Origin of the sequence: Agromyces litoreus (assembly GCF_040496015.1) — a bacterium.
GTDB lineage: Bacteria > Actinomycetota > Actinomycetes > Actinomycetales > Microbacteriaceae > Agromyces > Agromyces litoreus.
The window spans coordinates 1-17,247 of sequence record NZ_JBEPKA010000013.1 but is presented as its reverse complement, the minus strand read 5'-3'; the positions used below and the strand labels follow the sequence as shown (position 1 = coordinate 17,247).

Below are 17,247 nucleotides of genomic sequence, written 5' to 3'. Positions count from 1 at the left end.
CGCACCCGTCGAGGCGGATCCTTACGATCCGGTGACGCGCACCGGACGGGAGCGTGAACGGTCCGCCCGCTCACCCGCGCCGTTCCATGCGACGCAGGCGTTCCTTCGCGGTCTTGCGCGCCCGCTGCTGGTCGGTCGGCGTCGTGAGGGCCGTGAACAACGTGCGGAATCCGCTCACGATCGCCATGTTCGAGGGCCGCTTCACCTGCTTGCGCTGGCGCTCGATCGACTTGGCCGCGCTCCCGCGCCGGGAGGCGTCCGCCGACGAGGCGCGCCCGCCGGCGCTGCCGTACCGGACCGAGACGCGCTCGATCCTGGCCGACGACCGCCCGGCGGCGCGGCGCACCGCGTACGGCATCCGGTCGACCTCGCGGCGCAGCCCGGCGATCCGCCGCCGTTCCGCGGTCGCCGCCCGCCCGAGCCTGCTCTGCGCCGGCTCGGGCAGCGACTTCGCGAGCTTCTGCGCCTCCTTCTGCGCGCGCTCGGCGCGCTTGACCGCCTTCTTCGCGGCTCGTCGGGCGTCACGATCCATCCCGGTCTTCGGCATGCGTCCCCCTCGCGTGTCGACGGGCGGCCGCGCGAACGACCACCCTTCCGGCGAGCGTACGCCGCGCGCCATCCGTCCCCAACCCCTTGACCGCTGCGAGCGGGCCGGGCAATGCTCCGCGCACCGACCGGTCGCGTCCGACCGGTGACGACCGTTCCCTAGGATCGTGGTCATGGCACGACGTGGCGCATATGCGAAGGGCGTCGCCAAGCGGGAGGAGATCCTGTCGGCGGCGCTCGAGGTGATCGCGCGCGACGGCTACGGCCGGGCGTCGATCCGGCAGCTCGCCGAGGCGGTCGGGCTCAGCCAGGCCGGGCTCCTGCACTACTTCAGCTCGAAGGAGGAGCTCTTCGCCGAGGTGCTGCGCAAGCGCGACGAGCAGGACCGGCAGCGCTACGAGGACCGCGGCGTCGGCGTATCGATGTTCGAGGGCTTCCGGCGCACCATCGCCCGGAACGCGGACGTGCCGGGGCTGGTGCAGCTGTACACGCACCTCTCCGCCGAGGCGACCGACCCCGAGCACCCGGCGCACGCGTTCTTCCGCGAGCGGACCGAGACCCTCTGCGCACTCGTGGCGGGCGAGATCCGGGGCGGTCAGGCGGACGGCTCGGTGCGGCCCGAGCTCGACCCCGATCGCACGGCGCTGCTCCTGATGTCGGCGGCCGACGGGCTGCAGACCCAGTGGCTGATGGACCCGACGATCGACATGGCGGAGCACATCGGCCTGCTCCTGCAGCTGATCGCCGTGCGGGACGAGACCTGACCCGCGACACGCCCACCCGAGGAGGCCCCGTGGCAGAGCCCGCACGCACCGTCGACGTCGACACGCGAGCCGGCACGGTGCGCGGCGTCTGGCGGGGCGAGCCCGGCACGTCGACCGGCTCGGCGGCGTTCCTCGGCATCCCGTTCGCCGAGGCGCCGGTGGGCGAGCGTCGGTTCGCCGCGCCGGTGCCCGTGGCGTCGTGGGACGGGGTGCGCGACGCGACCGCGCACGGGCCGACCCCGCAGCGCGGGGACCCCGGCGCCACGCTCATCCCCGAGCCCTCGGTACCGGGCGACGCGACGCTCAACGTCGACGTCTTCACGCCCTCGCCCATGCCCGTCGCACCCGGCACGGGCCGTCCGGTGCTCGTGTGGATCCACGGGGGCGGCTACGTCGCCGGCTCCCCGGCGAGCCCCTGGTACGACGGCCGGGCGTTCAATCGTGCGGGCATCGTCACGGTGAACGTCTCGTACCGGCTCGGGATCGACGGCTTCGGCTGGATCGCCGACGCGCCGTCGAACCGCGGGGTGCGGGACTGGCTCCTCGCGCTGGAGTGGGTGCGCGAGAACGTGTCGTCCTTCGGCGGCGACCCGGCCCGCGTGACCATCGCGGGGCAGTCCGCGGGCGGCGGCGCCGTGCTCACGCTGCTCGGGATGCCGCGGGCGCAGGGCCTGTTCCACCGCGCCTGGGCGGCCTCCCCCGCACTCGCCGACGTGCCCCGGGACCGCGCCGAGGCCTTCTCGCGCCGGGTCGCCGAGCTCGGCTACATCCGCCCGGACCTCGACGGATTCCGCTCGCTCCCCGAGGAGCACCTGCTCGAGTTGCAGCGCACGGCGATGCGCCCGCCGCGCGGCGCGCCCGGGGGCGGCGCGCAGCTGATCGAGCACGGCATGCCGCTCGGCCCGATGGTCGACGGCGACCTCGTGCCGCACGCGACCCCGCAGTCGCTCGCCACCGGGGTCGGCGCCGACGTGCCGCTCGTCCTCGGCGCGACGGACGACGAGTTCGCGAACGCGTTCCGAGACGCCGCGGGCGGGCTGGCCTGGATCTCGAAGAAGCGCGCGCTGAAGCGACTCGGCCTCGCCGGGCCGCTCCGCTCGGTCTGGCTGGACGAGAACCGCGAGGTGCGGCGGCGCGGCACCGCCGCGACGCTCGGCCGGTACGTCAGCGACCGGATCTTCCGGGCGCCGCTCGTGCGGGTCGTCGCCGCGCGAGAACTCGGCGCGGCGGTGGCCGCGACCGGTGGCGCGACCCCGGCGGGGACGTGGGCGTACCGCTTCTCGTGGCGTTCACCCGCGTTCGGCGCGGCGGTGCACTGCCTCGACGTGCCGTTCCTGTTCGACGCGCTGGGCGCGGACCGCGTGTCGGCCCTGGCGGGTGCGAACCCGCCGCAGGCCCTCGCCGACCGGGTGCACGGCGACCTCGTCGCGCTCGTCCGCGGCCGGGAACCCGACTGGCCGTCCGCGAGCGGCGAGGCGTTCCCCGCCCGCGCGTACGACGCGGACGTCACGGTCGTTCCCGACGCGTACGCGTCGGCGCGTCCGCTCGCCGGGGTGTGAGCGATCCGGCCGACGCATCACCCCGCGTCGGCGGGCGGGCCCTTCGGGGCCATGATCTGGATGAGGTTCCCGCAGGTGTCGTCGAAGACGGCGAGGACCGCGGGCCCGATGTCGGTCGGCGGCTGCGTGAACACCACGCCGGCGGCGGTGAGCCGCTCGTGCTCGGCGAACGCGTCGTCGACGGCGAACTGGGCGAGGGGGATCCCCTGCTCCATCATCGCGGCACGGTAGGGCCCGACGGCGGGGTGGCCGGCGGGCTCGAGCAGCAACTCGGTGCCGTCCGGGTCGTCGGGTGACACGACGGTGAGCCACGAGTCCTCGCCCAGCGGCACGTCGTGGCGGACGGTGAAGCCGAGCACCTCCGTGTAGAAGCGGCGTGCCGCCGCCTGGTCGTCGACGAACACGCTGGTGAGGGTGATCCTCATCGGTCGTTCCCTTCTCGTTGCGGCCACCGCCGCGGGATCTCCGCGAGCGGCGATGGATCGAAGTAGTGCAGCTTGGTGCGCCCCCGGCGTTCGGTGCGGACCAGTCCGGCATCCTCCAGGACCGCGAGGTGCTGCGAGACCGCCTGCCGCGTGATGCCGAGCCCGTGCCGCGTGAGGAGCGTGCCGCAGATCTCGAACAGGGTCTGCCCATCGCGCGCCGCGAGCTCGTCGAGCACCAGCCGGCGGGTCTCGTCGGCCAGCGCCCGGTAGACGTCGCCCATGGGGGGAAGTATAGGCAAGTCATTGCTTGCATGTAAAGGGCAAGTGAGAACTTGCCCTTCCGGGTCAGGGACTGCGGAGGATCGAGGTCATCCGCTTGCCGCGGGCGACCTCGTCGACGAGCTTGTCGAGGTACCGGATCTTCTGCATCAGCGGATCCTCGATCTCCTCCACCCGGATGCCGCAGATCACCCCGGTGATGAGCCCGGCGTTCGGGTTCAGCTCGGGTGCGCCGTCGAAGAACGCGGCCATGTCGCGACCGTCGGCCACCGCCTCCTCGAGCCCGTCCTGGTCGTAGCCGGTGAGCCAGCGGATGACGGTGTCGAGGTCGTCGCGACTGCGCTGCTTCCGCTCGACCTTCTGCACGTAGAGGGGGTAGATGCTGCCGAAGCTCATCCCGAAGATGCGGTGGCCGGCCATGTCATCCGCTCCCATCGTCGCCGTGGTCCCCGACCCAGCCTACGCGCGCCACCCGACGCCCCGGGCAGGGCCGACGTGGGCTCGTCAGCCGTGCAGGACCTCCGGGTCGACGCTGAGCGCGAGGAGCGCGGCACGGGCTCGCGCCGGATCAACCCCGGTGCCCACCGCCTGCACCGCCGCGCGCCACGCGGCGGCGAGGAGGACGCCGAGCTCGCCCGGAGCCGGTGAGAGGTGCGCCGCGATCGCTTCAGCGAGCAGGTCGGACCCTGCACCCGGCGGCGGCGCGTCGAGCAGGTGCACGACACCCTCGCGCACGGCGAAGTCGAAGCCGACCGCGAGCGCACCCATCACGTCGCGCCGCTGGGCGCTCGTGGCGAGCGCGCCCTCGATCCGATCGAGCAGCCGACGCTCGACGTCCTCGCGGACGAAGGAGAAGAGGCCGAGCTTGCTGCCGAAGTGGTGGTAGAGCGCGCCGGTCGTCACCCCGGCATCGGCGGCGAGGTCGGCGACCGCGACCTCGCCGTACGGCCGGCCGCCGAAGCCGGCGACCGCGACGAGCGCGAGCCGCCCCTTCGGCGAGGTCGAGATGGGAAGCCACTGGTGCACATGGGCATTATCGCATTACGCTATGCATAATCACGTTACGCGTGCGGGGGGATGACACATCATGCAGATCGAGATGCTGTACGTACCGACGTCCGACCTGGCGGCGTCCCTGGCGTTCTACCGCGACCGCCTCGGTTGGACCGAGCTCTGGCGCGAGGGCGCGACGACCGCGGCCGTCGTGGCCCCAGACGGCGGGATACAGGTCATGCTCGACCAGGACCCGGACGCCGCCCCGGGGCCGATGTTCGTCGTGGACCGCGTGCTCGAGTTCCACCGCTCGCGTCCGGACGGGGTCGAGGTGCTCGCCGGGCCAGCGGAGATCCCGGGCGGCTACCTCGCCACCTACCGCGAGCCGGGCGGGTCGGTGCTCTACGTCATCGACCAGTCGAGCGACGCCGAGATCGAGTGACGGATCCGGTCCGGATCGCCGGCACATCCGTCGTCGTCTAGGGGGGTCCGGCACCAGGGTGCCCCCCGAACGGGGCACTTCTCGCACACGGGGCCGACAGGGAATGCTGGGCGACATGACGCAGCCCGGCGCCACCGCCGCACATGCACCCGCCGAGGCCGTCGCGAGCCCGGCCGGGCGCCTCGATCACATCGCCGAGCTCATCGACCACCTGCTGGCACACGGCAGCGCGACCCGGGCCGAACTGGCCGGCGCCACCGGCCTCGGCCGAACGGCGGTCGGCGGGCTCGTGACCCGGATGCTCGAGGCCGGCGTGCTCGTCGACGCCGACGCCGACGCGGCGGGCCGGCACGGCCGCCTCCGACTCGCGATCGGAGACCACCTGCTGCTCACGGCGGGCGTCGCCGGCGACGACGCGTTCGCCACCATCGCCGACCTGGACGGCACGGAGGTGGCGCGCTACGACGAGCCGGTCGCGTTCGTCGACGACGATCCCCGCCCGCGCTCGGCGGCGCCGCTCGACGCACTCGCCCTCGTCGTCGACCGGGCGCTCGCGCAGGCCGAGCGCGACGGCCGCACGATCGCCGAGGTGACGCTGCTCACCCAGGGCGCCGTCGTCGGCACCCCCGAGCTCGCCCTCGGCGATGCGACACTCGGCCTCGAACCGCTCGACGTCGTGGCGGCGCTGCGCACCCGTTCGGAACGTCTCGCGGGCATCGAGGGCGACCTGTCGGCGCCGCCGTGCCTGCGCGCCGCCGCGTCGTCCCGCGCCGCGGTCGAGACGTCAGCGCATCCCGACGAGATCGTGCTGCACGTGTCCGGCGACGCGCAGGTCTCCGCGGCCGTCGTCGTGCGCGGCACGCCGTACCACGGTGCGCACGGCCTGGCCGCGACGTTCGGGCACCTGCCGATCGTGCCGAACGGGGTGCGCTGCGACTGCGGCCAGACCGGCTGCCTCGCGACCGTGGCCGCGCCCGAGGTGGTGCTGGCCAAGGCCGAGCTCGACGGCGTGGCGAGCGCCTACGGTCGCCGCGAGGCGATCGACGAGCTCACCACCCGGCTGGCGGAATCGGAGGACCGCGCCCGCTGGGCCTGGCTCGATGCCGCGCTCTGGGTCGGCCGCGCCCTGCAGGTCGTCGTGCCCACGATCGATCCCGACGTGGTCGTGGTGGGCGGGTGGTGGGCTCCGCTCGCCGCCGACATCGAGGCGTCGTTCCGCGACAACCGTCCGAAGATCGGCGGCGGCGCGCTCGATGCGATCCCGCGCCTCATCGCCGGCGATCGGGCGAACGACGGCGTCGACGGCGCACGCCGTCAGGCGCGCGAACGCCTGCGCTCGGTGCTCGCCGCCGCCGCCGTCGCCTGAGTCGCGGGCCGGAAGCGGCGAGCGATCCCCCAGCCCGTCACGCGCAGCATCGCCTCGACGACGATGCCCGCGCTCATCTTGGAGCGACCGCGCTCGCGCTCGACGAACGTCACCGGCGCCTCGACGACCTGCAGGCCGGCCATGACCGCGTGCCAGGCCATGTCGACCTGGAAGCCGTAGCCGCGCGTGTGCACGTCCTCGAGGTGCAGGTCGCGGAGCGCGTCGGCCCGGAACACCCGGTAGCCCGCGGTCGCATCGCGCACCGGGATGCCGAGCAGCAGACGGGAGTACGCGCTCCCGACCTTCGACAGCCAGACGCGGCGACGCGGCCAGTTCACGACCGACCCGCCCGCCACCCAGCGCGAGCCGATCACGACGTCGGGCGTGCGCCCCGCGCCATCCCTCGCCTCCAGCGCCTCGAGCAGCGAGGGCAGCTCCTCGGGCAGGTGCGAGCCATCGGCGTCGAGCTGCACGATCGGGTCGTAGCCGCGGCCGAGGGCCCAGTCGAACGCCGCGAGGTAGGCGGCGCCGAGCCCGTCCTTGCCGTGACGGTGCAGGACGTGGACGGCCGGGTCGGATGCCGCGAGCTGGTCGGCGACCTCGCCCGTGCCGTCGGGCGAACCGTCGTCGACGACGAGCACCGAGCACGCGGGCACCGCGGCTCGCACCCGCCTGACGATGGGACCGAGGTTCTCGCGTTCGTCGTACGTGGGGATGACCACGAGCGCACCGCCCAACGGCTCCTCCTCCACGTGCCGACGCCGACCTGTCAGGGCATCGTACCGGCCGCAGCCGACGGGGCGTCGGCCGGCGAGCATCCGCCCGCCGACGTCAGCACGCCGACGTCAGCGTCCGAGCGCCTCGAGCAGCTGCGGCTTGGTCATGCGCGAGTAGCCGGTGATGCCGCGCTCCTTCGCGATCGCGCGCAGCTCGGGCACCGTGCGGGAGGCGAGCTCGCCGGCCGCGGCCTTCGCAGTCGGCTTCGCCGCTGCAGCGGGCTTGGCGCCCGGCGCCGCCGCGGGCTTCGCGTTCGGCGCGGCGGCCGGCTTCCTGGTCGGCGCGGCCGCAGGCGGCGCTGCCGCGGCGGGTGCCGGGGCGACGGGGTCGACGCGGGCCGCCGCGGGAGCGGGGGCCGCCGCGGGATCGGGAGCCGCCGCGGGGGCCGCCTTCGCAGGAGCCTTCTGCGCCGACGGTGTCGCGGCGGGGGCCGGCGCGCCGGCGCCGGCGTCCGTGCGACGCAGGCGGCGCAGCTGCGCGCCCGCGCGCTTGGCGAGCTTCGTCGCACCGGCGACGGCCGCCTTTACGGCGCCGGCGGGCTTCTCGGCGCCGGGCTCGGGTGCCTCGGCGGACTGCGGGTCGGTGTTCGTGGGTGCCATCGTCGATCCCTCGGGGGTGGGTCGTGCGCGGGGGTGGTCCCCGGAATCGTAGCCGACGCCGACGAGCGGTGCAGCGCCGGGGGCGGATGACGCGGGCACCCGCCCGCGTCATCCGCCCCTCGTGTCAGTCGCCGGTCAGGTTCAGGCGCGCCCGGCTCAGCGGCGCAGTTCGAGCGTGCAGCACTTGACGCCGCCGCCGCCGAGCAGCAGTTCGGAGAGGTCGAGGCCGATCGGGTGGTACCCGGCCTCGCGGAGCTGCTGCTCGAAGCCGGTCGCGCGGGCCGCGATCACGACGTTGCGGCCGTCGCTGAAGGAGTTGAGGCCGAGCACGGCGGCATCCTCCTCGCCGACCAGGATCGCGTCGGGGAAGCGCTCGCGCAGCACCTCGAGCGACCGCGCGTCGAACGCGCTCGGCAGGTACGCGATGTGCTCCCGGCCCGGGCGGGAGTCGAGCACCGCGATGGCCGTGTCGAGGTGGTAGAACGACGGGTTCACGAGCGTGAGGCTCACGACCTCGCGACCCGTGATGCGCGCGAGCTCGTCGTGGCTGGCCGCGTCGCTGCGGAATCCGGTGCCGGCCAGGATCACGTCGCCGACGAGCAGGAAGTCGCCCTCGCCCTCGTTCACGTGCTCGGGCTCGCGCACGTCGAAGCCGTTCTCGCGGAACCAGTCCATGTACGCGGGGCCCTCGGGCTGCCGCTGCTCGTGCGTGAACTTCGCGCCGTACGCGATGCCGTCGATCACGGTGCCGCCGTTGGCGGCGTAGACCATGTCGGGCAGACCCTCGACCGGGTCGATCAGGTGCACGTCGAAGCCGAGGCCGACGTAGGTGTCGTGCAGCGCCTGCCACTGCGCCACCGCGAGCGCGGTGTCGGTGGGCTTGGCGGGGTCCATCCACGGGTTGATCCGGTAGACGACGGTGAAGTGCTCGGGTCGGCACATCAGCACGGTCTTCATCGTGGCGGTCCGCTCGGTCGCGGCGGGCGTCGCCTCGGTCTCGATCACGGTCGACATCTCACTCCTCTGGCGTGGTCGTGTTCCGAGCGCGGCGGCATGACCGCCGGCTCGGCGGTGGGTGTCGGCGGACCAGGTCGCTCTCTCGAGCCCCGGCAGCGGTGTTCGGATGCCACCGCCGCCGGGACGCCACCTCCAGTGTGTTCCTGGCGGGCCGGGAGTTCTCCGCGTTGCGCACACGATTCCTGCGCCTTCTGGGGTCTCGTGCAACGATCCCGCGACTGAGGATGATTCACCGCCCGATTCCCGCGCGCGGGCACGCACGCCGCGCGCACGATTCCGTCGCGACCGGAGCGCTCGCCGCAGGCCCGCAACCCGTTGCCGGGCAGCTCGCGGATGCGGCATCCTGAGCCGAGCCCGGGCGCCCTCCCTCCCCCGGCCGGGCGAGGAGGATCGGATGACCGACGCGGAGCGCATCGCCGAACTGCAGCGACTGGCCTACGGGGCCGGCAGCGACGTCGCCGATCGCGCGCGGGCCGAGCGGGAGCTCGCCGCGCTCCGCGAACCGAGCGGTCGAGCGGTCGCGGTGGCCGTGGCCCCCTCCGGCGGCCGGCCGTCGGTCCCCGCATCCGACAGCGAGACGCCACCCGACGAGCGAGGCGGCGCCTGGCCGGACGGCATCGACCCCGCGGACGATCGGGTTCCCGCGCCCGCACCCTCGGCCCCGGTCGTGCGGGTCGCCGGACTCGCCGCGGCGATCGCGCTGGCGATCGGCTTCGCCGGCGGGCTGGCGACCGGGCTGAACCTGGCCGGCGCCGTCTCCGAGCCCGACGTCCCCGACTCGGAACTCGTGTTCCCACTCGCCGACCCCGCCGAGCAGGGCCTTCCGCTCGAGGGTTCCCTCGCCGCCGAGGTGTTCGAGCGCGCCCAGTCGCCGTCGGACCTGCCGGAGTCCGGCTCATTCGTGGAGAGCATGGGCTTCGACGCCGCGAGCATCCGGAAGCTGGCGTCGCTGCCGGACGGCACGTCGGTGCACGTCGCGCGCGCGAGCGACGGCGACGGCATCTGCCTGTTCACCGAGCTGCCCGAGGTCGGCGGTGGGTCGTCGTGCACGCCCGAGCCGGTATTCCCTGCCGGCGGGGTCCGGGTCGCCTACGAACAGCAGGGCGGGGACTGGCTGACGGTCATCTGGGGGGCCGACGGAGCGCTCACGGTGCTCGACTGATCACAGCGCGGTCGGTTCCCGATCGCAGCGCCACCGCGACGATCTCCACCCCACACCCCACGCGATCGGCGCATGATGGGAGGGCCGGCACGATCGTCGGCCCGGGAGATGCGCATGACCTCGCAGCACGATGAGCGGATCGCCCGCCTGCAGCGCCTCGCGTACGGCGCCGGAGGCGATGATCAGGGACGGCGGGCCGCCCTCGCCGAACTCGCCTCGCTCCGAGGCGACGACGCGGAGTCCGATGCGGGCGCCACGGCCGACCCGGAGCGCGGCGCCGAGTCCGACGAGGCCCCACGTTCGGACGACGAGCCTGCTGCGGCGCCGATCGCGAACGCCGCCCCGCGGCGCGGCCGGGCCGCCGTCCTCACCGCCGCCGGCGCCGGGCTGGTCGCCGGCATCGTCCTCGGCTGGGTCGCGGGCGGGGTGTCCTCCGACGTCCGGCCCGACGTCCGGGCCGACGAGACCACCGCGTGGGAGGTGTTCGACCGGCCGGCGAGCTCGACCGACGACGTGGGCCATCCCCCGCTCCCGGAGGCTCCCGCGCTCGACGAGTCCAGTCGGCGGCTGCTGGCGACCCGGCCGGACGGCGTCTGGGTGGTCGGCGTGCGCACGGCGGACGGCGCGGATGCGTGCCTGCTGCTCGTCCTGGCGTTCGGGGCCGCCGAGGTCTCCTGCACCAGCGGCGGCCGCTTCCCGGCCGACGGGCTCGTCACGTCGCGGACGATTCCCGCGGTGGGCGACTTCAGTGCGCGGTGGAGCGTCGACGGGGACGTGACCCTGAACGCACCCGCTCGCCCGCTGGGCTGAACGCACCCGCGCGCGGCTGCCGCCCGGTGAGAGGGATGCGAGCTCGGGCCGCGTCGGCGCCGGCCTCCTCGTTGCGGCGGTCGCGCCAGGCGAGCCAGTGCCGAACGGCGGTGTCGTCGTACGCGGGCCCCGAGATGCCGAGCGTGAACAGCCGCACGCCGGCGTTGTGCAGCGCGTCGGCGTGCTCGTCGTCGAGGCCGCGCCGCGAGAGCTCGTTCGAGATCGTGATCTCGGAGACGTCTCGCCCGACCTTCTCGCCCCAGCGCTTCAGCACCTCGACCTTGTGGCCGATCTCGTGGGGCCGGACGAACGAGTGCCAGATGTCGGCGTGCTCGGCGACCAGGCGAAGGGTCTTCTGCTCGCCCTTGCCGCCGATCATGATCGGGATCTCACGGGTCGGCGCGGGGTTGAGCTCCGCCCAGCGCGCCTTCACGCGCGGCAGCGCCTCGGCGAGGTCGTCGAGGCGCGAGCCGACGGTGCCGAACTCGTACCCGTACTCGTCGTAGTCGCGCTCGAACCACCCCGAGCCCGTGCCGAAGATGAAGCGCCCGACGTCGCCGCCCTTGGCGCTCACGTGGTCGAGCGTGCGGGCCATGTCGGCCTGCAGGTCGGCGTTGCGGTACGAGTTGCAGTTGACGAGCGTGCCGAACTCGACGCGCTCCGTCTGCTCGGCCCACGCCCCGAGCATCGTCCAGGCCTCGAAGTGCAGGCCGTCGGGGTCGCCGGAGAGCGGGAAGAAGTGGTCCCAGTTCATGATCACGTCGACGCCGAGGTCCTCCATGCGGAGCACCGCGTCGCGGATCTGCGGGTAGGTCGCATGCTGGGGCTGCAGCTGCACGGCGAGGCGGACTGGCTCGTTCCGGGTCATGGCCTCACGATACGTCCGGACGGGCGGTCGCGACATCCGGTGCGCCACGAGCGAACGGATGCCGCGGCGGCGCGGCGCAGGCCCACGGCCGCCGCCCGCGACGAACGCCCCGATCCGGCTCCGCGCCACCCCGGACGATCACGAACGTGCAACGCCGCGCACGAAACCGGCGTCCGACCCTGTTCGCACGCAACGGACCGCCGTAGAATCGCCCCATGGACAACCTCGACCGGGCCATCCTCGACCTCCTGCGGCAGAACTCGCGGGCGGGTTACGGCGACATCGGCTCCGCGGTCGGGCTCTCCGCGTCGGCCGTCAAGCGGCGGGTCGACAAGCTCGTCGCCGACGGCGCGATCAAGGCGTTCACGATCCAGGTCGACCCCGCGGTCGACGGCATGAGCACCGAGGCCTACGTCGAGCTGTTCTGCCGCGGAACGGTGGCGCCCGACGAGCTGCAGCGGATCCTGCAGAACGTGCCCGAGATCGTCTACGCGGGCACGGTGACCGGGAGCGCCGACGCGATCGTGCACATGCGCGCCCGCGACATCACCTCGCTCGAGGATGCGCTCGAGCGGGTGCGCATCGCCCCGAACGTCGACCACACGCGCAGCGCGATCGTGCTCTCGAGGCTGGTCAACCGCAACCGCGACTGAGCCGGGAGGCTCCCCATGCGCTTCACCGTCGACGCCGAGTCGGGCACGCCCCCCTTCGAGCAGATTCGGATGCAGGTGGTCGACGCGGTGCGCGACGGCCGGCTCGCCGCCGGCGCGAAGCTGCCGACCGTGCGCGCCCTCGCCGAGGAGCTCGGCCTCGCCGCGAACACCGTGGCCCGTGCGTACAAGGAGCTCGAGGCCGACGACGTCGTCGAGGGACGCGGGCGCGCCGGCACGTTCGTCCGCACGGCGGGCGACCCGGTGGCGCAGGCGCTGCAGGCCGCGGCATCCGAGTTCGCCGACGTGGCCGACCGACTCGGCGTGGGGGCGGACGCCGCGCTCGACGCGGTCGATCGCGCGCTGCGGTCGCGGTCCTAGCGTCGGCGCCGTGCGCGTCGGGCCGTGACCGGGCCGCGGCCGGGTCAGCCCGCCGCGGTCTCCGGCGCCGGGATCGGCTGCTTGGGCAGCTTCCGCACCTTGGTGCGACGGCGACGGCGCTCGGGGATCATCGAGCGCATCTCCTCGAGCTTGCCGAAGCACAGCAGCCGGTCCCCGGATTCGAGCACGACGCTGCGGCGCGGGTTCGGGATGACGTTCGTGCCTCGGTGCAGGGTGAGCACCGTGATGTCGCGCTCGCCCAGGCCCGATTCGCCCAGCGGCTTGCCGACGACGTCGGCCGCGCCGTGCACGAGCAGCTCGGCCACGCCGTACCCGGTCGACACGGTGAGCCGCTGGCGGACGTCGATCTCGGGGAACGCGACCTGGTTGTCGATGTAGTCGATGATGGCGCCCGCGACATCCAGCTTCGTCGCCGTCTCGATGCCCTGCAGTCCGGGCGAGGAGTTGACCTCCATGACGAGCGGGCCCTCGTTGCCCTCGAGCATGTCGACGCCGGCGACCTTGAGACCCATGATCTGGGCCGAGCGCACGGCGGCCTGCTGGTACTCCGGCGTGAGCTCGACCGGCTCGACGCTGCCGCCGCGGTGCACGTTCGAGCGGAACTCGTCGCCGCTCGCGACCCGGCGCATGGCCGCGACCACGCGGTCGCCCACGACGAGAGCACGGATGTCGCGTCCGCGGCTCTCGGCGATGAACTTCTGGATCAGGACGTTCTGCTGCGTCGAGTGCAGGGTCTCGATGATCGCCTCGGCGACCTTGACCGTCGGCGCGAGGATGACCCCGATGCCCTGGGTGCCCTCGAGGAGCTTGATCACGATCGGCGCCCCGCCGACCGACTCGATCGCCGGGCGGAGGTCGGCGCGGTTGCGCACGAACGTGGTCGCGGGCAGTGCGATGTTGTGGCGCGAGAGGATCTGGTTGGCGCGGAGCTTGTCGCGCGAATTCGTGATGCCGTTCGCGGTGTTGGGCGTGTAGACGTCCATCTGCTCGAACTGGCGCACGACCGCGGTGCCGAAGTAGGTGATCGAGTTGCCGATGCGCGGCAGGATCGCGTCGTAGTCCGACAGCGGACGGCCGCGGTACTGCAGGTCGGGTTCGGCGCCGGAGAGGTCGATGCCGAAGCGGAGGGTGTTCAGGACCTTGACGTCGTGGCCGCGCTGCTGCGCTGCAGCACGGAGACGCTGGGTCGAGTAGGCCTGGGGGGCGCGCGACAGGATCGCGAGTTTCATGGAGGACTACCTGCCAAGATTGATCGGGTGACGGACGTGTCGACCCATTCAAACACCATCGCGGGATGGCGCGAATGGGTGCGCCTTCCTCAGGCCGACGTCGAGTGGATCAAGGCCAAGCTCGACACGGGGGCGCGCTCGTCGGCGCTGCACGCCTTCGAGCTCGAGGAGTTCCGGCGCGACGACGTCGACTGGGTGCGGTTCGGCATCCATCCCTGGCAGGACGTCGACGCCGACGCGACCGTCGTCGAACTGCCGGTGCACGACCGCCGGATCGTGAAGAGCTCGACCGGGCACGCACAGGAACGCCTGGTTGTGCTCATGGACCTCGTGCTGCTCGGTCGCGAGGTGCGCGCCGAGGTCACGCTCACCAACCGCGACGAGATGGGCTTCCGGATGCTCGTGGGACGCGAGGCGCTGCGGAACGGGTTCCTCGTCGACGCCGGCCGGTCGTTCCTGGGCGGGCGGGCGCCGCGCGCCATCCGTCGCCGCAACCGCGGGCGCGACTGACGCGCTCCGTGTGCGACTCGTGTCGCACACGAGCCCCGCTCACCGGGCAGTTCAGCGGGCGGGTCATCCGCGACACCGAAGGCCTTCGGCGGTTTGCGGCCCGTCGACTCGATGCGCCTTGCCGGCTCGAGCACCGGGGCGGACGCTGCCGACATGAACGCATTGCTCATCGGGTACGCCCGCGTCTCGACGCACGAACAGGACCTCACCGCGCAACGGGAGGCGCTCATCCGACTCGGGGTCACGCCCGAGCGGATCTACACCGATCAGGGGCTGACCGGTAGGAATCGGGAACGACCGGGCCTGAGGCAGGCCCTGGCCGCGTGCCGCGACGGAGATACCTTCGTCGTCACGAAGCTCGACCGCCTCGCCCGATCGCTCCGCGACGCCCGCGACATCGTCGACGAACTGACGTCGAAGAACGTCCGCCTCAACCTGGGCGGGTCGCTCCACGATCCGAACGACCCGGTCGGAAGATTGCTGTTCAACGTCCTGGCGATGGTCGCCGAATTCGAGTCCGATCTCATCCGTGCTCGCACCCGGGAGGGCATGGCCGTCGCGCGGGCCAAGGGTCGCCTCCGCGGCAGGGCGCCCAAACTCTCGGCGGCGCAGCAGTCGCTGCTGATCCAGGTCCACGACGCGGGGAACCACACGTCGGCAGAGCTCGCCGAGATCTTCGGGGTTTCACGGGCGACCGTGTACCGGACACTCCAGCGCCGGACCCCATGAGGGAGGTGCCGCGCGTCACGGGTCGATTGCGCGCGGGTGGGGTTCCTTCGGCGTCCGGGTGCGCTGTGAGGGACCGGCTGCGCGCCGGTTCTGGATCCCAGCCAGACTGTGCAACATTTGTTGAACACGCGTTAGCATGAAGACATGGGTTCGACAATCGGATTCCGTCCCACGCAGGACGACGAGCGCATTCTTCGCGATGCCGCGCAGCCTGGCGAGAGCACGTCCGACACGCTCCGCCGCGCACTCCGGTTGCTGGATCACGAGCGTTGGCTGGAACAGTTCCGCGCGGACGCTGACGCGTTGAAGGACGAGAACCTCAACGCGGAGCCTGAGGCCTGGTGATCCGCGGCGCCGTTTACCGGATCGACCTGGGTCGCCCCCGCGGACACGAGCAGGGCGGAAGACGGCTCGGACTCGTCGTATCACCGTCAGACTCGCCATTGTCCGTTGTCACCGTCGTGCCCACCTCGACCTCGGCCGGGAGCTCCATTCACAGGCCCGAGCTGGAGATCGACGGCCGCCAAACGAAGCTCCTCGTCGACCAGATCCGCTCGATCGACGTCGACTACGTCGTCGGAGACCCCGTCGACTACCTCACACGAGACCAACTTGCCGAAGTCGATTCGGCACTGGCTCACTACCTCGGCGTCCAAGACGTAATGCCACCACGGGCGCCATAGAGCGTCCGGAGAAGGACCGACTATCGGGTCGATGTCTGGGTGGCCGGTTGAGACGAGATGCCATGCTTCTGAGGTGGGTACGCGTGGGACGGGGCGATTTGTTGCGACAGCAGGTGTAGCTGTCGCTTGTCTCGTGCTCGCAGGGTGCACAGCGGCCGAGCGCGGGCGCGTGGGCATCAGTGTCGATCCGGACGGCGAGCCGGTGGCGGTGTTCGAGCCCTGCGAGAACCGCGTGGCCGGGGTTGCCGTGGTCGAAGTCGATTCTGATGGCAGGGCCGTGAATCGGCTATCGCGAGTAGAGCTCGACGCCTCCGAGGATGTCCGCGAGTACGCATTCTTGGGCGGCGATGTCGAGATTGCAGCAGGTCAGCGCTATGAACTTACCGCTTGGGCGGAGGGAACAGCGGCGTGGCCGTTTAGCTCCGGCGCCAACCTCATCTCCGTTTGGTTCGAGGCGTCTGATCTCGCCCGACTCGAACCCGGCAAAGTCATGTACCGGGATCCCGACCGGTTCACTGGTTTCCTCATAGGAGATCTCGAAGAATTCGGGGCCGACGCCTGTCCCTGACAACGATCGTGAGTGGTCGGCCCGGCCGGAGGTGCCGTGAGAGGCTCAGGTCACTCCATAACCGAGAAGGGCGCGCGTTGAAGTCTGAAGTTGTACGGATGGTCGTGGGCGCCGTCCTGGCGCTCGTCGGGTCCGGCGTCATCTTCGCAGCGCTGTTCTCTCACTCGAGCCGCATATTCGCGGTGGACCACCTCGCCGGCACCGAGCATCACGACCTGATGATCGAGCTCAGTGCTGCCACCGCAGGCGAACGCTGGCTACTCGCCCTCGGAGCGTTGACGCTCGCCTGTGGGCTATTGGTCCTCCTGCTCGGTTGGATCCGTGGCCTGTTCTTGAAGCGCAAGACGGCTGCTCCAAGCTCGGGTTCTCGCTGAGGGATCGCTTCCGCGCGCGGTATCGCCTCAACCAAGGTGGCCGGCCCAGAAGGGGTTCTCGGCCCAGTGCTCGGGAACGCCCATTCCGGCACGGTTCATCGATGGGCGAGTGATGAGCAGTTCGTGGAGTCGGCGGGCCCAGCTGCTGCGCGGCGAGATAGCGTCCAGCACGGCCTGCAACGACACCAGCACCGGGTACAGTCGCCGCCGCGAGCGCTCTGGGAGCGCCCCCGGGCCGGCCAGCCAGGAGATCCCAGTTGAGTTCGGGATGGCCGGGTATACGCCAAGGCCCACGTTCCAGAGCCGGCCGTGGTGCGCGCAGATGTTCCGTACTCGGACGTATGTCTGCATCCAGGACTCGAGCACTGGCGCGGTCAATCCGATGTCCGCGGCGACTGATTCGGCCTGGGTATCGTTCCGTCCTCTAATTCAGGATGGATGACGATGCCGAAGAAGTTTGACCCCGAGATGCGCGAGCGAGCGCTGCGGATGCTC

Annotated in this window: 25 protein-coding genes; 14 read left to right on the top strand and 11 right to left on the bottom strand. The window is 72.2% G+C overall.

From position 1 onward, the window contains the following. Positions 1 to 70 precede the first annotated feature (70 nt). Positions 71 to 547, bottom strand: coding sequence for a hypothetical protein (locus ABME01_RS10925; protein WP_353828438.1), 477 nt, complete (start codon positions 545 to 547; stop codon positions 71 to 73). Positions 548 to 719: 172 nt separating this feature from the next. On the opposite strand from ABME01_RS10925, the gene ABME01_RS10920 reads away from it, so the two are divergent. Both ABME01_RS10920 and ABME01_RS10915 read left to right on the top strand, forming a co-directional pair. Then, on the top strand, positions 720 to 1,310 hold the full coding sequence (locus ABME01_RS10920) for a TetR/AcrR family transcriptional regulator (RefSeq protein WP_353828437.1): 591 nt from the start codon (positions 720 to 722) through the stop codon (positions 1,308 to 1,310). A gap of 29 nt (positions 1,311 to 1,339) precedes the next feature. Continuing rightward, positions 1,340 to 2,869: a carboxylesterase/lipase family protein gene (locus ABME01_RS10915; RefSeq protein ID WP_353828436.1), complete on the top strand. Its 1,530-nt coding sequence runs from the start codon at positions 1,340 to 1,342 to the stop codon at positions 2,867 to 2,869. A 17-nt stretch (positions 2,870 to 2,886) separates the two neighbouring features. Here ABME01_RS10915 and ABME01_RS10910 read toward each other — a convergent pair whose 3' ends face one another. The 4 genes from ABME01_RS10910 to ABME01_RS10895 all read right to left on the bottom strand — a co-directional run bounded on the left by ABME01_RS10910 (position 2,887) and on the right by ABME01_RS10895 (position 4,599). Continuing rightward, on the bottom strand, positions 2,887 to 3,294 hold the full coding sequence (locus ABME01_RS10910; RefSeq protein WP_353828435.1) for a VOC family protein: 408 nt from the start codon (positions 3,292 to 3,294) through the stop codon (positions 2,887 to 2,889). Continuing rightward, positions 3,291 to 3,575 carry an ArsR/SmtB family transcription factor gene (locus ABME01_RS10905; protein ID WP_353828434.1) on the bottom strand — a complete coding sequence of 95 codons (285 nt, stop codon included), beginning with the start codon at positions 3,573 to 3,575 and terminating at the stop codon, positions 3,291 to 3,293. The genes ABME01_RS10910 and ABME01_RS10905 overlap by 4 nt, the downstream gene beginning before the upstream one ends. 64 nt (positions 3,576 to 3,639) lie before the next feature. After that, a complete protein-coding gene (locus ABME01_RS10900; protein WP_353828433.1) occupies positions 3,640 to 3,993 on the bottom strand; it encodes a DUF2200 domain-containing protein in 354 nt (117 codons plus the stop codon). Positions 3,994 to 4,077: 84 nt separating this feature from the next. Continuing rightward, complete coding sequence (locus ABME01_RS10895) at positions 4,078 to 4,599, bottom strand: TetR/AcrR family transcriptional regulator (RefSeq protein WP_353828432.1); 522 nt, start codon at positions 4,597 to 4,599, stop codon at positions 4,078 to 4,080. Positions 4,600 to 4,660: 61 nt separating this feature from the next. On the opposite strand from ABME01_RS10895, the gene ABME01_RS10890 reads away from it, so the two are divergent. Further along, complete coding sequence (locus ABME01_RS10890) at positions 4,661 to 5,008, top strand: VOC family protein (RefSeq protein WP_353828431.1); 348 nt, start codon at positions 4,661 to 4,663, stop codon at positions 5,006 to 5,008. Positions 5,009 to 5,123: 115 nt separating this feature from the next. Then, the gene (locus ABME01_RS10885) at positions 5,124 to 6,374 is read left to right on the top strand and encodes an ROK family protein (RefSeq protein ID WP_353828430.1); all 1,251 of its coding nucleotides are present in this window, start codon (positions 5,124 to 5,126) and stop codon (positions 6,372 to 6,374) included. Here the strand turns inward: ABME01_RS10885 and ABME01_RS10880 are convergent. From ABME01_RS10880 to ddaH, 3 genes are all read right to left on the bottom strand, one after another. After that, complete coding sequence (locus tag ABME01_RS10880; RefSeq protein ID WP_353828429.1) at positions 6,323 to 7,111, bottom strand: polyprenol monophosphomannose synthase; 789 nt, start codon at positions 7,109 to 7,111, stop codon at positions 6,323 to 6,325. The two genes, ABME01_RS10885 and ABME01_RS10880, sit on opposite strands and share 52 nt — an antisense overlap. A 108-nt stretch (positions 7,112 to 7,219) precedes the next feature. Then, positions 7,220 to 7,750 carry a Rho termination factor N-terminal domain-containing protein gene (locus ABME01_RS10875; protein ID WP_353828428.1) on the bottom strand — a complete coding sequence of 177 codons (531 nt, stop codon included), beginning with the start codon at positions 7,748 to 7,750 and terminating at the stop codon, positions 7,220 to 7,222. Between the two features lie 156 nt (positions 7,751 to 7,906). Further along, a complete protein-coding gene (ddaH, locus tag ABME01_RS10870) occupies positions 7,907 to 8,764 on the bottom strand; it encodes a dimethylargininase (protein ID WP_353828427.1) in 858 nt (285 codons plus the stop codon). A 397-nt stretch (positions 8,765 to 9,161) separates the two neighbouring features. Between ddaH and ABME01_RS10865 the strand changes: the two genes are divergently transcribed. Both ABME01_RS10865 and ABME01_RS10860 read left to right on the top strand, forming a co-directional pair. Next, the gene (locus ABME01_RS10865) at positions 9,162 to 9,929 is read left to right on the top strand and encodes a hypothetical protein (RefSeq protein ID WP_353828426.1); all 768 of its coding nucleotides are present in this window, start codon (positions 9,162 to 9,164) and stop codon (positions 9,927 to 9,929) included. Positions 9,930 to 10,043: 114 nt separating this feature from the next. Then, positions 10,044 to 10,739: a hypothetical protein gene (locus tag ABME01_RS10860; RefSeq protein ID WP_353828425.1), complete on the top strand. Its 696-nt coding sequence runs from the start codon at positions 10,044 to 10,046 to the stop codon at positions 10,737 to 10,739. Here ABME01_RS10860 and ABME01_RS10855 read toward each other — a convergent pair. Continuing rightward, a complete protein-coding gene (locus ABME01_RS10855) occupies positions 10,675 to 11,607 on the bottom strand; it encodes an LLM class F420-dependent oxidoreductase (RefSeq protein WP_353828424.1) in 933 nt (310 codons plus the stop codon). The genes ABME01_RS10860 and ABME01_RS10855 overlap by 65 nt on opposite strands. 215 nt (positions 11,608 to 11,822) lie before the next feature. Here ABME01_RS10855 and ABME01_RS10850 point away from each other — a divergent pair, with 215 nt between their 5' ends. Beyond that, positions 11,823 to 12,260 carry an Lrp/AsnC family transcriptional regulator gene (locus ABME01_RS10850; protein WP_353828423.1) on the top strand — a complete coding sequence of 146 codons (438 nt, stop codon included), beginning with the start codon at positions 11,823 to 11,825 and terminating at the stop codon, positions 12,258 to 12,260. A gap of 15 nt (positions 12,261 to 12,275) precedes the next feature. Further along, the gene (locus tag ABME01_RS10845; protein WP_353828422.1) at positions 12,276 to 12,638 is read left to right on the top strand and encodes a GntR family transcriptional regulator; all 363 of its coding nucleotides are present in this window, start codon (positions 12,276 to 12,278) and stop codon (positions 12,636 to 12,638) included. Between the two features lie 44 nt (positions 12,639 to 12,682). On the opposite strand, the gene rimK is transcribed toward ABME01_RS10845, so the two are convergent. Then, complete coding sequence (gene rimK, locus ABME01_RS10840; RefSeq protein WP_353828421.1) at positions 12,683 to 13,888, bottom strand: 30S ribosomal protein S6--L-glutamate ligase; 1,206 nt, start codon at positions 13,886 to 13,888, stop codon at positions 12,683 to 12,685. 27 nt (positions 13,889 to 13,915) lie between these two features. Between rimK and ABME01_RS10835 the strand changes: the two genes are divergently transcribed. The 6 genes from ABME01_RS10835 to ABME01_RS10810 all read left to right on the top strand — a co-directional run bounded on the left by ABME01_RS10835 (position 13,916) and on the right by ABME01_RS10810 (position 16,752). Next, the gene (locus tag ABME01_RS10835; RefSeq protein ID WP_436407427.1) at positions 13,916 to 14,398 is read left to right on the top strand and encodes an ATP-dependent zinc protease family protein; all 483 of its coding nucleotides are present in this window, start codon (positions 13,916 to 13,918) and stop codon (positions 14,396 to 14,398) included. Positions 14,399 to 14,551: 153 nt separating this feature from the next. Next, complete coding sequence (locus ABME01_RS10830; RefSeq protein WP_353828419.1) at positions 14,552 to 15,127, top strand: recombinase family protein; 576 nt, start codon at positions 14,552 to 14,554, stop codon at positions 15,125 to 15,127. Between the two features lie 144 nt (positions 15,128 to 15,271). Beyond that, positions 15,272 to 15,472 (top strand): hypothetical protein, encoded by a 201-nt coding sequence (locus tag ABME01_RS10825; protein WP_353828418.1) that lies wholly within the window; start codon positions 15,272 to 15,274, stop codon positions 15,470 to 15,472. Further along, entirely contained in the window at positions 15,469 to 15,810 is a 342-nt protein-coding gene (locus ABME01_RS10820) for a type II toxin-antitoxin system PemK/MazF family toxin (protein ID WP_353828417.1), read from the top strand. The genes ABME01_RS10825 and ABME01_RS10820 overlap by 4 nt, the downstream gene beginning before the upstream one ends. A 169-nt stretch (positions 15,811 to 15,979) precedes the next feature. After that, positions 15,980 to 16,378: a hypothetical protein gene (locus ABME01_RS10815; protein WP_353828416.1), complete on the top strand. Its 399-nt coding sequence runs from the start codon at positions 15,980 to 15,982 to the stop codon at positions 16,376 to 16,378. A gap of 104 nt (positions 16,379 to 16,482) precedes the next feature. Continuing rightward, entirely contained in the window at positions 16,483 to 16,752 is a 270-nt protein-coding gene (locus tag ABME01_RS10810) for a hypothetical protein (protein ID WP_353828415.1), read from the top strand. A 27-nt stretch (positions 16,753 to 16,779) separates the two neighbouring features. On the opposite strand, the gene ABME01_RS10805 is transcribed toward ABME01_RS10810, so the two are convergent. Further along, positions 16,780 to 17,181, bottom strand: a complete 402-nt coding sequence (locus ABME01_RS10805) for an Abi family protein (protein WP_353828531.1) — start codon at positions 17,179 to 17,181, stop codon at positions 16,780 to 16,782. Positions 17,182 to 17,247 lie beyond the last annotated feature (66 nt).